This window comes from Acinetobacter sp. YH12211, from assembly GCF_013418015.1.
Lineage (GTDB): Bacteria > Pseudomonadota > Gammaproteobacteria > Pseudomonadales > Moraxellaceae > Acinetobacter > Acinetobacter towneri.
On sequence record NZ_VPCW01000003.1, the window covers coordinates 80,034 to 94,742 of the forward strand.

The 14,709-nt window shown below is 42.1% G+C and carries 14 protein-coding genes; 7 read left to right on the forward strand and 7 right to left on the reverse strand.

All coding sequences use genetic code 11. The features are described 5' to 3' along the window. Positions 1 to 281: 281 nt before the first annotated feature. On the forward strand, positions 282 to 1,610 hold the full coding sequence (locus FTU98_RS02455; protein ID WP_179994120.1) for an OmpP1/FadL family transporter: 1,329 nt from the start codon (positions 282 to 284) through the stop codon (positions 1,608 to 1,610). A gap of 309 nt (positions 1,611 to 1,919) precedes the next feature. After that, complete coding sequence (locus FTU98_RS02460; protein ID WP_180050294.1) at positions 1,920 to 3,071, forward strand: OmpP1/FadL family transporter; 1,152 nt, start codon at positions 1,920 to 1,922, stop codon at positions 3,069 to 3,071. 72 nt (positions 3,072 to 3,143) lie between these two features. Here the strand turns inward: FTU98_RS02460 and thrH are convergent, their stop codons facing one another. Further along, complete coding sequence (gene thrH / locus FTU98_RS02465) at positions 3,144 to 3,761, reverse strand: bifunctional phosphoserine phosphatase/homoserine phosphotransferase ThrH (RefSeq protein ID WP_004975426.1); 618 nt, start codon at positions 3,759 to 3,761, stop codon at positions 3,144 to 3,146. Positions 3,762 to 3,954: 193 nt separating this feature from the next. Here thrH and FTU98_RS02470 point away from each other — a divergent pair, with 193 nt between their 5' ends. Then, positions 3,955 to 4,686: a phosphoadenylyl-sulfate reductase gene (locus FTU98_RS02470; protein WP_180050297.1), complete on the forward strand. Its 732-nt coding sequence runs from the start codon at positions 3,955 to 3,957 to the stop codon at positions 4,684 to 4,686. Positions 4,687 to 4,867: 181 nt separating this feature from the next. Continuing rightward, the gene (locus tag FTU98_RS02475; protein ID WP_168419207.1) at positions 4,868 to 6,247 is read left to right on the forward strand and encodes a wax ester/triacylglycerol synthase family O-acyltransferase; all 1,380 of its coding nucleotides are present in this window, start codon (positions 4,868 to 4,870) and stop codon (positions 6,245 to 6,247) included. A gap of 185 nt (positions 6,248 to 6,432) precedes the next feature. On the opposite strand, the gene FTU98_RS02480 is transcribed toward FTU98_RS02475, so the two are convergent. The 6 genes from FTU98_RS02480 to FTU98_RS02505 form a co-directional block, all read right to left on the reverse strand. Further along, complete coding sequence (locus tag FTU98_RS02480; protein WP_180050300.1) at positions 6,433 to 6,603, reverse strand: PA1571 family protein; 171 nt, start codon at positions 6,601 to 6,603, stop codon at positions 6,433 to 6,435. A gap of 129 nt (positions 6,604 to 6,732) precedes the next feature. Beyond that, the gene (gene rng, locus FTU98_RS02485; protein WP_104852376.1) at positions 6,733 to 8,187 is read right to left on the reverse strand and encodes a ribonuclease G; all 1,455 of its coding nucleotides are present in this window, start codon (positions 8,185 to 8,187) and stop codon (positions 6,733 to 6,735) included. A 39-nt stretch (positions 8,188 to 8,226) separates the two neighbouring features. Further along, a complete protein-coding gene (locus FTU98_RS02490) occupies positions 8,227 to 8,793 on the reverse strand; it encodes a Maf-like protein (RefSeq protein ID WP_180050303.1) in 567 nt (188 codons plus the stop codon). Beyond that, positions 8,781 to 9,287 (reverse strand): rod shape-determining protein MreD, encoded by a 507-nt coding sequence (mreD, locus tag FTU98_RS02495; protein ID WP_154320436.1) that lies wholly within the window; start codon positions 9,285 to 9,287, stop codon positions 8,781 to 8,783. The genes FTU98_RS02490 and mreD overlap by 13 nt, the downstream gene beginning before the upstream one ends. Further along, on the reverse strand, positions 9,274 to 10,131 hold the full coding sequence (gene mreC, locus FTU98_RS02500; RefSeq protein ID WP_167846190.1) for a rod shape-determining protein MreC: 858 nt from the start codon (positions 10,129 to 10,131) through the stop codon (positions 9,274 to 9,276). The genes mreD and mreC overlap by 14 nt, the downstream gene beginning before the upstream one ends. A gap of 16 nt (positions 10,132 to 10,147) precedes the next feature. Continuing rightward, positions 10,148 to 11,194 carry a rod shape-determining protein gene (locus FTU98_RS02505; protein ID WP_004975408.1) on the reverse strand — a complete coding sequence of 349 codons (1,047 nt, stop codon included), beginning with the start codon at positions 11,192 to 11,194 and terminating at the stop codon, positions 10,148 to 10,150. A 137-nt stretch (positions 11,195 to 11,331) separates the two neighbouring features. Between FTU98_RS02505 and gatC the strand changes: the two genes are divergently transcribed. From gatC to gatB, 3 genes are read left to right on the forward strand one after another with little or no spacing between them, the layout of a single operon-like run. Beyond that, positions 11,332 to 11,646, forward strand: a complete 315-nt coding sequence (gene gatC, locus FTU98_RS02510; protein WP_004975405.1) for an Asp-tRNA(Asn)/Glu-tRNA(Gln) amidotransferase subunit GatC — start codon at positions 11,332 to 11,334, stop codon at positions 11,644 to 11,646. Between the two features lie 52 nt (positions 11,647 to 11,698). Continuing rightward, the gene (gene gatA, locus FTU98_RS02515) at positions 11,699 to 13,177 is read left to right on the forward strand and encodes an Asp-tRNA(Asn)/Glu-tRNA(Gln) amidotransferase subunit GatA (RefSeq protein ID WP_004975402.1); all 1,479 of its coding nucleotides are present in this window, start codon (positions 11,699 to 11,701) and stop codon (positions 13,175 to 13,177) included. After that, positions 13,177 to 14,652: an Asp-tRNA(Asn)/Glu-tRNA(Gln) amidotransferase subunit GatB gene (gene gatB, locus FTU98_RS02520; protein ID WP_179996961.1), complete on the forward strand. Its 1,476-nt coding sequence runs from the start codon at positions 13,177 to 13,179 to the stop codon at positions 14,650 to 14,652. The genes gatA and gatB overlap by 1 nt, the downstream gene beginning before the upstream one ends. The last annotated feature ends 57 nt before the right edge of the window (positions 14,653 to 14,709 follow it).

The following is a 14,709-nucleotide window of genomic DNA, read 5'->3' on the forward strand; positions in this document are numbered from 1 at the left end:
AAAAACATTTAAACAAGAGATTGATTTTTAAATTTTATTATTTAATTTCAATCACTAACAAGCCAAAAACCCACGCCAATTAGAACAAATACTCTATTCAGCTTAATTTTTAAACTAATTAGTTTTTCCTAGAGCATTTACTCTTATTTTAATTGTGATATTTTTGTCACATGGAGTAACAAATGATCTCGGTGGATACAAGCTGAAATCATTCTCAACGAAAGCTTAAAGCATCAACAAAAACTGTCATAAAAGACTTTATAGCCCAAGGGAAATGAATAATGAAATTAAAAGCACTTAGCACAGCAATGATTTTAGCAACTGTACCAATGACAGGCGCATTTGCAGCAGCACTAGATCGTTCAGGCCAATCTATTGCAGCCTTCCTACAACCTGGTAACTATTTTGAAGCAGGTATTTCTGTTTTAGATCCATCTGTATCTGGTAAAGCTAATGCAGGTTATACACCTAACGCTGCTATTCCTGCAGCTTTAGCTGGTCTTGAGAATACCTCTCTATCAGACATGGGCGAAGATTATTACTTCCCAAGTGCAGCATTAAAGTTTCAAGTAGCTGATAAATTATCAGTGGGTCTTTTATACGATCAACCTTTTGGTGCTGATGCAGCCTATTCAGTTGGTGATGCTGGAGCAAACCCAGCATTAGCAGGCTTGGGGCTTCCAGCTGCATTATTTGCTGGACAGGGCTTATTCCATGATGGCCAAGAAGCAACTGAAGTAGAAGTTACAACCGAAAATTTAACGTTCCTATTAGGTTTCCAACCAACTGAAAACTGGAATCTATATGGTGGTGCGGTATACCAGACCGTTAAAGGGAATGTTCAACTACGTGGTACTGCATACGGTTCTACTATTGCATTAGGCCAATATAATGCAGATATGAAGGAAGATTCTGCAGTAGGCTGGATTGCAGGTTTAGCTTACCAAATTCCTGAAATCGCATTAAAAGCATCTTTAACGTATCGCTCTGAAATTGATCACGAAGCAGCAACGAATGAATATGGTACAAGCTTAATTTTAACTGGTTTAGTTCCTGGACCAGGTGCGGTATATAACGAAAACACTACTACCAAAATTACAACTCCACAATCTGTAAACCTTGATTTCCAAACTGGTATCATGGCTGACACAGTCGCTTTTGCTAATTTGCGCTGGGTAAACTGGGAAGATTTTTCAATTCGTCCTGAACAGTTTGGTACAGTTTCAGAAGCTTTAGGTGCCGCAGGCTTAACCCCAGATAATCCAAATGGTTTTGACTTAGTGGGTTATACAGATGATCAATGGTCAGCTACTGTAGGTGTAGGCCGTAAATTTAATGAAAAATGGGCAGGTAATGTCTCTGTAGGTTGGGATTCAGGTGCAGGCAACCCTGTTTCAACTTTAGGTCCAACTGAAGGTTACTGGAACGTTGGCCTAGGTCTACAATTCTCACCTGCTGCAAACTACTTTATCGCTGGTGGTGTGAAGTACTTCTGGTTAGGTGATGCTAAAGCTCAACCTGCATCAATGTTTGGTACAGGAAACTCTGTGGCACAATTTGAAGATAACCATGCTTTAGGTTATGGCTTAAAAATGGGTTACCGTTTCTAATCTTTTATTTTTTTAAAGGAGCCGCCCTTCAGGGTGGCTTTTTTACACTTAAAACTCCCAGTTTTTATACAAGTGTTAACCAAATGTTCAAATTTAAAACAATCAAACTTATACTTACCCGAACATCCATCCAAAAAATTATTCAATAAAATTCAATGAATTAAAATTAATTAATAGTATATTTACTCTAATCAAGTACAATTTATAACTTATTCAGTTCATTTATTCTGCGAAGTCGAGCATTTACTCTTTTTTTAAATATGTTACTTTTCCTGCACTTTTTGTTACATAAAGCATCAGGGAACGGCCATGAAGCTCAATAAAATTTATTCGGCTATTTTACTTAGTACTCTCCCACTTACACCTGCGCTTGCTGCTGGTTTAGACCGTTCTGGTCAATCTATTGCTGCATTTTTACAACCGGGTAATTATGCAGAAGCAGGTATTTCAGTTTTAGATCCCAAAGTTCAATCTAATCAATTGAAAGTTAACGATATGGCAGAAGATTATTATTTCCCTTCTGCTGCGATTAAAGTACAAGCAACTGAACACATTTCTATAGGTCTTTTATATGACCAACCATTTGGCGCCGAATCTCTCTACCCTTCAAATAATCTAGTTTTTGGCGCGAATGGTGAAGCAACCCAAGTAGAAGTAGAAACACACAATCTTTCAGCTTTAATTGGTTACCAACCTACAGAAAACTGGAATTTCTACGCAGGTCCTGTTTATCAAACAGTTAAAGGTAATGTATCTTTACGCGGTACAGCCTACTTATTACTTTCTGGCTACAACATTGACCTGAAAGAAGACGATGCATTTGGTTGGTTAGCTGGTGCAGCTTACCAAATCCCTGAAATTGCTCTAAAAGCAGCGATCACGTATCGCTCTGAAATTAAACATGAATTAGATACTTCAGAAACTTCAAATGTTTATATTCCATCATACGGTATTGATCTACGTTCTATGACAAGCCAAACAGAAGTGGTTACACCACAATCTGTGAACCTTGATTTCCAAACAGGTATTGCAAAAGATACTTTAGCTTTTGCTAATCTACGTTGGGTACATTGGGATCAGTTTGCCGTAAGCCCAGCAGCTTTAGCAAGTGCTAGTAAACTCGCTAAAGGTAAAGCTCAAAATTTAATTGACTATTCAGATGATCAAATTTCTGCAACCGTTGGTGTAGGTCATAAATTTACTAGCAAATGGTCTGGTTCTGCATCTGTAGGTTGGGATTCTGGTGCAGGTAACCCTGTAACTACTTTAGGCCCTGTTGAAGGCTTCTGGAGCGTAGGTTTAGGTGGTCAATATAGCCCTGCGGAAAATTATTTTATTCAAGCTGGCGTAAAATACTTCTGGTTGGGTGATGCCACTGCACGTACGGGTACAACAGACGTTGGTGAATTTGAAGACAATTATGCTTTGGGTTATGGTCTAAAAATCGGCTACCGCTTCTAAATCAATACACTGTTAATATCGCATAAAAACAAAGGGCATCAAATGATGCCCTTTGTTGTACTCAGCTTCAGATTAAGCTGGAATATCACGTACCGAAGCACCACGAATTGCTTCTTTTAATGCTTCATAACCATGAATTGCAGGGAATTGTGGGAATTCTGCAATCACATTCTCAGGTGCATCAAATAAGAAACCATGATCCGCTTCACCTAGCATTGTGGTATCGTTATATGAATCGCCTGCAGCAATTACACGGAAATTTAAACCGTGTAAGGCTTTAACGGCTTGACGTTTTTGGTCTGGTTGACGCAATTTATAAGCGGTAATCATGCCATTTTCATCTGATTCTAACTTGTGGCAGAAAATTGTTGGCCAGCCCAATTGCTTCATCAACGGATGTGCAAATTCATAGAACGTGTCTGAAAGAATAATCAATTGGAAGTGTGTACTCACCCACTCTACAAACTCTTTCGCGCCAGGGAATGGCCCCATGTCTGCAATCACGGCCTGAATATCATTTAAGCCCAAGCCATGCTGTTTTAGAATATTTAAACGCTGAGTCATCAACACATCGTAGTCAGGAATATCACGTGTAGTTGCTTCAAGTTCTTTAATGCCAGTTTTTTTAGCAAAGTTGATCCAAATTTCTGGAACTAACACACCTTCAAGATCAAGACATACGATTTCCATGGGTTCTCCCAAAATACCAATAAAAATTTTCACTATCATAGCCGAAGATTCGGTTTTTGCCTTGTTCTTTTTTAAATCTATTTAGTTCATAAGCATTTATTTTTTAGTGATAATAGAGTTTTGACAATTCTATTAAAATAAGCGCTTAATTCAGTAAGATTAGCTTCTCCAAGCCGAATGCTAGGAACATATAATGACCACCATTCCAACTATAGATATCGTTGATGCACTCGCAACCGAATATGCAGACAAATCGCCTAGCGAGATTTTAAAACTTGCTTTGAACCAGCAGGGTGAAGTTGCAATTTCTTTTTCTGGCGCAGAAGATGTGGTACTGATTGATATGGCGTCTAATTTAGGTTTGCCATTTCGTGTATTTAGTTTAGATACAGGACGTTTGCATCCTGAAACCTATCAATTTTTAGAAACTGTACGCAAATATTATAATATTGAGATCGAAATTTGCTTTCCTGAAACCGAAGCTACGCAACAACTGGTACAGCAAAAAGGCTTGTTCAGTTTCTTTGAAGATGGCCATCAAGAATGTTGCGGTATTCGCAAGGTTCAACCGCTGCGTAAAAAATTAGCAACGCTGGATGGTTGGATTACAGGACAGCGTAAAGATCAAAGTCCTGGCACACGTCAGGATATTCCTGTGGTGCAAGCCGATGCAGGTTTTTCAGGCCCAGGGAAACAATTAATCAAATACAATCCACTAGCGAACTGGTCAAGCAGTGATGTTTGGAATTATATTCGTATGATGGAAATTCCATACAACCGCTTGCATGAAAAAGGTTTTATTTCGATTGGCTGCGAACCATGCACCCGACCTGTATTGCCAAACCAACATGAACGTGAAGGCCGTTGGTGGTGGGAAGAAGCCACCCACAAAGAATGTGGTTTGCATGCAGGGAATCTAAAATAATCTCCTAGTTAAGGTCAATAAAAATCACAGACCCACTGGTGATTTTTATTGACGGATGATGGCGCAAAAACCACTATATTTGTTTGATAAAAAAGATATACTGAAATTAAATCTTATATAACTCTAAAAAGCCTGTTCAGCAAAGAACAGGCGTAGAAATTGCAGTGAGGCAATCCATAATATGCGTCCATTACACCCTATTGATTTTATATTTTTATCATTAGAAAAACGCCAACAGCCCATGCATGTGGGTGGATTATTCCTATTTCAAATTCCAGAACATGCACCTGCCAGTTTTATTCAAGACTTAGTTGCCGATATACGTGAATCTAAGTCTATGCCAATCGCACCTTTTAATAACAAACTGAATGGCTTGTTTTGGGATGAAGATGAAGAATTCGATCTTGATCATCATTTCCGTCATATTGCCTTGCCTAAACCAGGGCGTATTCGTGAATTATTAACCTATATTTCACAAGAACATAGCTCACTGATTGATCGTGCTAAACCACTCTGGACTTGCCATATTATTGAAGGTATTGAGGGCAACCGCTTTGCAATGTTTTTTAAAATTCACCATGCCATGGTGGATGGTATTGCAGGCATGCGTTTGGTGGAAAAATCCCTCTCTCACGATGAAAATGCAAAAAGCATTGTGCCGCCTTGGTGTGTTGAAGGGCCACGCGCCAAACGCCTAAAAGAACCTAAAGTGAGCCGTTTAAAGAAAATTTTTGGTGGGGTCAAAGGTCATGTTGAAGCCACTCCGCGTGCAGTCTATGAAGTGTCGCAAACCGTTGCCAAAGACATGGGACGCAACCCTGACTATGTTTCTAGCTTCCAAGCACCAAGCAGTATTCTCAATCAGCGTGTAAGCGCATCACGTCGTTTTGCCGCTCAATCTTTTGAATTTGCACGTTTGCATCGTATTGCCAAATCATTGGGTGTGACCATCAATGATGTTGTTCTTGCAATCTGTTCAGGTGCGCTACGTGAGTACTTACTTGGTCAATACGCACTGCCGAAAAAACCCCTGATTGCAATGGTGCCTGCGTCTATTCGTGATGATGATTCAGAAGTTTCTAACCGCATCACCATGATTTTAGCTAACTTGGGTACACACAAAGAAGACCCGCTAGAGCGTTTAAAAATTGTACGTCGCAGTGTGCAAAATGCTAAACAGCGTTTTAAGCGTATGAATGCCAATCAAATTATGAACTACAGTGCCTTTGTATATGGCGCTGCAGGCATCAATATTTTGTCTGGCATTATGCCAAAGCGTCAGGCCTTTAACTTGGTCATTTCTAACGTGCCAGGCCCACGTGAGCCTTTATATTGGAATGGTGCGAAGCTAGATGCGCTCTATCCTGCTTCAATTGTGCTAGATGGACAAGCTTTGAATATCACTATGACCAGTTACTTAGATAAGCTGGAAGTTGGTTTAACGGCATGTCGTCATGCCTTACCAAAAATGCAAAACTTATTACAGCATTTGGAAGATGAAATTCAGCGTTTTGAACAGATTATTGATGCACCTGAGGGTGTAAATAAAATTGTAGATTGATCTTTGAACAAGGCTTGCTAAAACTCACTCGATCTTCACCTTCAACCTGAAGGGCTTTCCCAATATTTGGAATAGATTTGAGTGGGTTTTTATCCTGTATTTCATATAACACTCAATATGTTATATGACGCATAAAATGAGTTAAGGATAGATTTTACAATCAATTAAGGGGCAATTTATGCCCCTTATTTTTGAATACTACGACACTGTTTTAATAATTGCTGACAAACTGCGCTAACCATTGCAGTGGTAATTTGAGTTTCTTTACCTTGCTCATCCACAATATAACCGTTATGTGTCACTTTACGATCTAATACTTTTAAACTCTTTTGAATCACAACTTTACTCATACCCATGACATACCTCATTTGCTAAACCGAGGGAGATATTCGGTTTTGGCTACTCTGTATGCTTAGTATTGAGAATTCACTCAAAAAAGTAAAATTTCAGATGTAACAACTGTTTAGCGATATCCTGTTACAATTTCAGCTCAAAATGATATCGTATTGCTCTTGCGTATATAAATTTTCCACCTGAAATTTAATCACACGGCTGACAAAGTGCTCTAAATCCGCCACTGCTGGCGCTTCGGCAGTTAACAATCGGTCAATCACCGATGGGTGCGCAACGACAGTAAAGCCACGTTGTGATTCAAATGCGCGTGCGTATCTTAAAATTTCTCGAAAAATTTCGTAACATACTGACTCTGCTGTTTTGACATATCCCCGTCCCTGACAAGTTGGACAGGCTTCACAAAGTAAATGTTCTAATGATTCACGGGTGCGTTTACGGGTCATCTCGACCAAGCCCAGTTCAGACACTTGGGTAATTTTGGTCTTGGCATGATCTCGTTCAAGCATACGCTCAAACTGACTCAAGACTTCATCACGATGCTGTACTTCTTGCATATCAATGAAGTCGATAATGATGATGCCACCCAAATTACGCAAACGTAACTGGCGGGCAATGACCTGTGTCGCTTCCATATTGGTTTTAAAAACAGTGTCTTCTAAAGTCCGACCACCGACATAAGAACCCGTATTCACATCAATGGTGGTCATGGCTTCGGTCTGATCAATCATCAGATAACCGCCTGACTTTAATGCCACACGGGTTTGCAACGCTTTTTGAATATCTTCTTCGACATTGTATAAATCGAACAGTGGGCGCTCGCCTGGGTAATGAATCAGGCGATTGTGCATATTGGGCACAAACTCATCCACAAATTCTTTTAATTTGGCGTGAATTTCACGAGAATCGACATAAATTTTGGCGGTGTTATCATTCGCCAAATCACGAATTACGCGTTGCGGTAACGGCAACTCTTCAAAAATCAAAGAAGGCACAGCAATGCTTTTTTGTTTACGCTGAATGTATTCCCACAATTTTGCCAAGTAACACATATCTTGCACTAAGGCCGCTTCATCGACGCCTTCGGCTGCTGTGCGTACAATCACTGAGCCTGGTAATTTATGCTCAGCCTGAATGGTTTCAATGATCCCGCGTAGACGCTCACGTTCTTCACTCGATTCAATGCGTTGTGATACGCCAATATGACTGCCATACGGCATTAGAACCAAATAACGCGAAGGAATGGAAAGATCAGTGCTCAGTCGTGCGCCTTTAGTACCGAGCATATCTTTCATCACTTGCACGGTTAGAATTTGCCCAGGCTGCAATAATTCAAAGACATTCGGTGTAGGTTGGCTGCGCGGCCAAATCATGTCATTGATATGCAAAAAAGCAGTACGCGATAAACCAATATCGACAAAAGCGGCTTGCATGCCTGGCAGCACGCGCACCACTTTGCCTTTATAAATATTGCCCACCAAACCACGCTTGGCGGTACGTTCAACGAATAGTTCATTGACCGTGCCGTTTTGAATTAACGCCACCCGACACTCCATCGGTGTGACATTAATCAACAACTCGTCAGACATAATAAAACTCAAAACATTATAAAGATTTTTGTGCGGCAGTTAATTTAGTGCCTTAACTGTCTGTAATAACTGTACGGTTTCATAGAGTGGCAAGCCAACAACATTGCTATAACTGCCCTCAATACGCGGAATATAACGTGCTGCGATGCCTTGAATTGCATAAGCACCCGCTTTTCCAATGGGCTCACCTGTTGCCCAGTAACTTTCCATATCATCTAGGCTAAGCGATTGAAATTCAACCTGTGTACGTACCACTATACTGGATTTTTTCTGTTTTGTACCCACACAAACTCCTGAAAAAACATCATGTTTTCGACCAGAGAGTTGTGACCAAATGGCAAAGGCATGCGCCTTAGACTCAGGCTTACCCAAAATCTGCCCATCTACCCCTAAACTAGTGTCGGCAGCAATCACAATAGCATCAGGAAATAGCCGTAAAACCGCATCGGCTTTGGCACATGCCAACCGCTCAACATACGCGGCAACATCTTCGCCCGCTAAAATAGATTCATCGATGTCTGGACTGTAAATTTCAAATTCCAGCCCAAGCTGTTGCAGGAGTTCCCGACGGCGCGGTGAACTTGAGGCAAGAATTAAATGCGCCATTTTCGCAAGAAATAATACAGCACAGGCCAGAGCAAAATACTACTCAGCAAAGGTTGCCAATGACGGGCAAATGGGAACTGAATCCCACCCATGACTTGCATCACCCAAATCAGGGCGAGGTGAGCCAAAATTGCGATTACACTAATGACCCATAAATTCGCAAACGTCATAATACGGCGCTCACGAGTCAGGAAACGCGCCACAAAAGTAATCACCACAAAACTTAGGGCATTCATGCCCAAAGGTGCATCGAGGAGCAAGTCTGCAAACAAGCCTGTACCAAAGGCAAACCAAATACCACACCAAGTTGGTTGCCCAAGCACCCAAAACAAGGTCACCATCAACATAAACAATGGTCGCCAACCCGAGCCTGTATAAGACAGCGGATACACCATGAGTACAGATGCAGCAATTACAGAAAAAATAATCGGAAATAGTGGATCTTTATTCTTGTTTTGTCCGAGTCGGGTTTGTCCAATTTTAGCGATTGGCATTTGGCTGCTCCTTCGCTAAAGATTCTGAGAACAGCACCACCACATGATGACCACCCGCCAATTGTGCTGCAGGCATCACATCAATTTGTGCAAACTCACCAGAATTATGTCGGCTGATTTTGGCAATGCTTCCAACCAAATATCCTGCAGGGAAATGCTCGCCCAAGCCTGAGCTATAGACTTTCTCTCCAACCTGAATATTGGCACTGGTCGGTACATATTCCATTTTCAAACGCCCTAAATCGCCCGTACCCGACACAATGGCTCGCATGCCTGTATGTTCCAAACGCACTGAAAGTGAGTGTTCTTTGTCAGAAAGCAACATGACACGGCTACTGTGTGGATACACAGCAATGATCTGCCCCATAATGCCTTTATCATCCAAAACGGTTTGCCCGACTTTGAGCTGATTTTGTGAACCACGGTTAATCACAATAATGTGGCGCAAAGGATCGGCATCGGTACCAATTACTTCAGCAATTTCCATGCGTCCATCAATGATTAGAGGCGTATCGAGTAGACCACGCAGGCGGGTATTTTCTGCAGAGAGTTCAGACAATTTTTGCAAACGGACTTGAGCCTGTAATAGCTCTGCCTGCATCGCGGTATTTTCACGACGCAATTGAGCCTCAGACTTACTTTGTTGACTTAGCCATTCTCGCGACAATACAGGATAGCTTGCAAGGGCATAAATTGGGTTATATGCCGCATACAAAACATCACGTGCGGGTTGAATTACATGAGGTACACGCCAGTTAAAAAACAGGATGACCAAACAAGTAATGACCGCAATGATAAAAGAGCGAAAAGATGGCGGTTGTCTGGAAAACAGATTTGTTTGCACCGCCGAATCCTATGTATTAGCCAACAAATAACATATCGTGGTTTGGATTATCAAAGAATTCCAAGACCTTACCGCCACCACGGGTCACGCAAGTTAATGGTTCTTCTGCAACTACCACAGGCAAGCCTGTTTCTTGTGCCAAAAGCTTGTCTAGGTTACGCAATAACGCACCTCCACCAGTGAGCACAATTCCACGCTCTGCAATATCGGAAGAAAGTTCTGGTGGAGTTTGTTCCAGTGCAGATTTTACTGCCGATACAATGCTTTGTAACGGATCAGAAATAGCTTGGGTAATTTCATCAGAAGTTACAGTAATGGCACGTGGCACACCTTCTGCCAAGTTACGACCACGTACTTCAATTTCCAGTGGTTTAGCACCTTCATCTGGCAATGCCATGCCAACTTCTTTCTTAATAGTTTCTGCTGTGGTTTCACCAATCACACAACCATGTGCCTTGCGCACGTAGTTAATGATTTGCTCATCAAACACATCGCCACCAATACGCAATGAATCTGAATAAACACAACCTTGTAATGAAATAATCGCGATTTCTGTCGTGCCACCACCAACATCTACCACCATTGAACCACAGGCTTGCTCGACTGGCATACCTGCGCCAATTGCTGCTGCCATTGGCTCTTCAATTAAACGTACATCACGTGCGCCTGCGTTAAACACGGCTTCACGAATCGCACGGCGCTCTACCAAAGTAGATTTGCATGGTACACACACCACTACACGCGGTGCAGGTGGGAATAAACGTTTTTCATGCACTTTGCCAATAAATTGGTTCAGCATGGTTTCAGTCACTTCAAAATCAGCGATGACACCATCTTTCATTGGGCGAATTGCAGAAATGTTTGCAGGGGTACGACCCAACATTTGTTTGGCATCAAGACCGACTGCGGCAACAATTTTCTGTGAACCGCTGTGACGAATTGCCACAACTGTCGGTTCATTTAATATAATGCCTCGTCCTGGCGCATAAATAAGTGTATTTGCTGTACCTAAATCAATGGCTAGGTCTGGCGAAAACAAGCCAATTAGTCGTTTTAGAATCACGGAGTCGTTCTCGATTAAACTTTATGTGGACGCAAGTTGGCAACTTTAACTAAATGTGGTGCGTTGAACAAGTCAATCGCTTATTATAACGCACGATATTTTGAAATTTTTTATTAATACTGATTTTAGGTGATGTTATGTCTACCTCGGATGCTCAGCATTCTGCAGATTTAAATGCACAAACAGTTTCAGCAATTGCCCATCTTGCTCGTCTTAAACTCAATGATACGCAATCTGCTGAGTATGCTCAAAGTCTAAATAAAATTTTAGGCATGATGGAAAGCTTAAAAGGCATAAATACCGATGACGTTGAGCCTTTAAAAAGCCCATTTGACCACCCTCAACCATTACGTGAAGACGTCGTAACCGAACAGAATCATCGTGAGCAATATCAAGCTGTTGCCCCTGCAGTTCAGGATGGCTTGTACCTTGTTCCACGTGTGATTGAATAATTTATTCGGCTGTTACATTTTGACTTCATAAAAAGGTAAAAGAATTTTTCTCATGACAGATTTACATCGCTTATCGATTCGTGAAATCTCTGAGGGTTTAGCGGCAGCCAAATTCTCCTCTCGCGAACTAACAGAACATTATTTAAAACGTATTGCCAAAATTGATCCGCAAGTGCGCTCTTATGTCACCGTGACCAATGAAGTAGCACTGGCACAGGCGGATGCAGCCGATGCATTACGTCAGGCGGGTCAAGCGACAGCACTGACAGGTATTCCTGTTGCACATAAAGATATTTTTTGTACCCAAGGCATTAAAACCTCTGCGGGTTCAAAAATGCTGGACAATTTTATCTCGCCTTATGACGCAACTGTGGTGGCACAAGGTAAAAATGCAGGTTTGGTCACTTTAGGTAAAGTGAACATGGACGAATTCGCAATGGGTTCAACCTCTGAAAGTTCGTTCTATGGCGCGACTAAAAACCCATGGGCACTTGACCATGTACCAGGTGGTTCATCAGGTGGTTCGGCTGCGGTCGTAGCGGCTGATCTTGCACCATTTGCTACAGGTACAGATACAGGCGGTTCAATCCGTCAGCCTGCGTCTTTCTGTGGTTTAACAGGTCTAAAACCAACTTACGGACGTGTTTCACGTTACGGCATCATTGCTTATGCATCATCTTTAGATCAGGCAGGTCCAATGGCACGCTCTGCAGAAGACTGCGCATATTTAATGAATGTGATGGCAGGTCATGACGCCAAAGACTCAACCTCTATGGATAAAGCGGTTGAAGATTATGTCGCGAACCTGAATGCAACAACGCTAAAAGGCTTACGCATTGGTATTCCGAAACAATATTTCAATGTGGCAGGTTTAGATGCTGCGGTGAAAGCACGTGTTGAAGAATCACTGAAAAAATTAGAAGAATTGGGCGCAGTATTGGTTGAGATTGATCTCAACATGACTGAAAGCTACGTGCCAACTTACTATCTAATTGCCCCTGCAGAAGCATCGTCTAACCTTTCTCGTTACGATGGTGTGCGTTATGGCTACCGCGCAGAAAATCCTCAAGATATTTTAGACCTCTACAAACGCTCACGTTCTGAAGGTTTTGGTGCAGAAGTGCAACGTCGTATCTTGATTGGTACTTATGCTCTTTCTGCTGGTTATTACGATGCTTATTACGTGAAAGCGCAAAAAGTCCGTCGTTTAATTCAGCAAGACTTCTTAAAAGCCTTTGAACAGGTCGATGTGATTGCAGCACCAACTGCACCAACAACTGCCTACAAAATTGGCGCGTCTTTAGACCCAGTTGAAATGTATTTGGGTGATATTTACACCATCGCGGTGAACTTAGCGGGCTTACCTGCAATTAGTGCGCCTGTTGGTTTTGACCAAGATCACTTGCCTGTAGGTTTACAATTGATTGGCAATTACTGGTCTGAATCACAACTGTTATCTGTGGTACATCAGTATCAACAAGCGACCGATTGGCATACTCAACGCGCTGCAATTGCTGAGGAGAACGCATAATGGCGAAGAATACTGCTAAACCCAAATCAAACCTGATTGATGGCTGGGAAGTCGTAATTGGGATTGAAATTCACACGCAACTTGCAACCAATTCTAAAATCTTCTCAGGTTCATCCACCGAATTTGGTCAAGACCCAAATACGCAAGCCAGCCTTGTTGATTTAGCTATGCCGGGCGTCTTGCCTGTGTTGAATAAAGAAGTGGTGGATTTGGCAATCCGTTTTGGCTTGGGTATTGATGCCTACATCGACCAAGCCTCTGTATTTGCACGTAAAAACTACTTCTACCCGGATTCTCCAAAAGGCTACCAGATCAGCCAGATGGATAACCCGATTGTAGGCTTGGGTCATATCGACATCCAACTTGAAGATGGCACAACCAAACGCATTGGCGTAACCCGTGCACACCTTGAGGAAGATGCGGGTAAGTCGATTCATGATCAATTTGAAGGCATGTCAGGTATTGACCTCAACCGTGCAGGTACGCCTTTGCTTGAAATTGTATCTGAACCCGATATGCGTTCGGTTGAAGAAGCCGTAGCTTATATTAAAGCGATTCATACACTGGTACGTTGGTTAGGTATTTCTGACGGTAACATGGCTGAAGGTTCATTCCGTGCCGACTGTAACGTGTCATTACGCCGTCCGGGACAACCTTTCGGTACACGTTGTGAATTGAAAAACCTGAACTCATTCCGTTTCATTGAACAGGCAATCAATGTTGAAATTGAACGTCAAATGGAAATCTTGGAATGGGATGGCACCATTGATCAGGAAACACGTTTGTTTGACCCTGTGAAGATGGAAACGCGTTCAATGCGTTCGAAGGAAGAAGCGAACGATTACCGCTACTTCCCTGATCCAGATTTGTTGCCTGTGGTTATTCCAGATGCGCAAATTGAAGCCATTAAAGCGACTATGCCTGAGCTTCCTGCTGCACGTCGTGCACGTTTCGTGGCGGACTTTGGTGTAACTGAGTACGATGCGCACGTGCTTACATTGACTCGTGAAATGTCAGAATTTTACGAAGCTGTAGTTGCTGCAGCAGGTGGTACGGCACACGGTAAAATTGCAGCAAACTGGGTGATGGGTGAATTCTCAGGTGCTTTAAACAAAGCAGGCTTAGAGTTGGCGGATTCCCCTGTTTCGGCTGAACAGTTGGGCGGCATGATTGCACGTATTGTGGACAACACCATTAACGGTAAGATTGCGAAGCAAGTATTCGGCTTTATGTGGGACGAAGGCAAATCTGCGGACGAAATTATTGCGGAAAAAGGCTTGAAACAGGAAACTGATACAGGCGCGATTGAAGCAATTATTAAAGACGTACTTGCTGCCAATGAGAAGATGGTTGAAGAGTATAAATCTGGTAAAGAGAAAGCTTTCAACGGTCTTGTGGGTCAAGTCATGAAAGCTGCGAAAGGTAAAGCCAACCCTGCGCAAGTGAATGAGTTGATGAAGAAATTGATTGGTTGATTTATTCGCTAATCATTTGATTTCATGTTATAAAAAACCTCGCACAATGCGGGGTTT

What these genes read in the sequence shown, in the direction of transcription:
- FTU98_RS02455 (WP_179994120.1), top strand. Translation starts at nt 282, where the DNA reads ATGAAATTAAAAGCACTTAGCACAGCAATGATTTTAGCAACTGTACCA.
- FTU98_RS02460 (WP_180050294.1), top strand. Translation starts at nt 1,920, where the DNA reads ATGAAGCTCAATAAAATTTATTCGGCTATTTTACTTAGTACTCTCCCA.
- thrH (WP_004975426.1), bottom strand. Translation starts at nt 3,761, where the DNA reads ATGGAAATCGTATGTCTTGATCTTGAAGGTGTGTTAGTTCCAGAAATT.
- FTU98_RS02470 (WP_180050297.1), top strand. Translation starts at nt 3,955, where the DNA reads ATGACCACCATTCCAACTATAGATATCGTTGATGCACTCGCAACCGAA.
- FTU98_RS02475 (WP_168419207.1), top strand. Translation starts at nt 4,868, where the DNA reads ATGCGTCCATTACACCCTATTGATTTTATATTTTTATCATTAGAAAAA.
- FTU98_RS02480 (WP_180050300.1), bottom strand. Translation starts at nt 6,603, where the DNA reads ATGGGTATGAGTAAAGTTGTGATTCAAAAGAGTTTAAAAGTATTAGAT.
- rng (WP_104852376.1), bottom strand. Translation starts at nt 8,187, where the DNA reads ATGTCTGACGAGTTGTTGATTAATGTCACACCGATGGAGTGTCGGGTG.
- FTU98_RS02490 (WP_180050303.1), bottom strand. Translation starts at nt 8,793, where the DNA reads ATGGCGCATTTAATTCTTGCCTCAAGTTCACCGCGCCGTCGGGAACTC.
- mreD (WP_154320436.1), bottom strand. Translation starts at nt 9,287, where the DNA reads ATGCCAATCGCTAAAATTGGACAAACCCGACTCGGACAAAACAAGAAT.
- gatC (WP_004975405.1), top strand. Translation starts at nt 11,332, where the DNA reads ATGTCTACCTCGGATGCTCAGCATTCTGCAGATTTAAATGCACAAACA.
- gatA (WP_004975402.1), top strand. Translation starts at nt 11,699, where the DNA reads ATGACAGATTTACATCGCTTATCGATTCGTGAAATCTCTGAGGGTTTA.
- gatB (WP_179996961.1), top strand. Translation starts at nt 13,177, where the DNA reads ATGGCGAAGAATACTGCTAAACCCAAATCAAACCTGATTGATGGCTGG.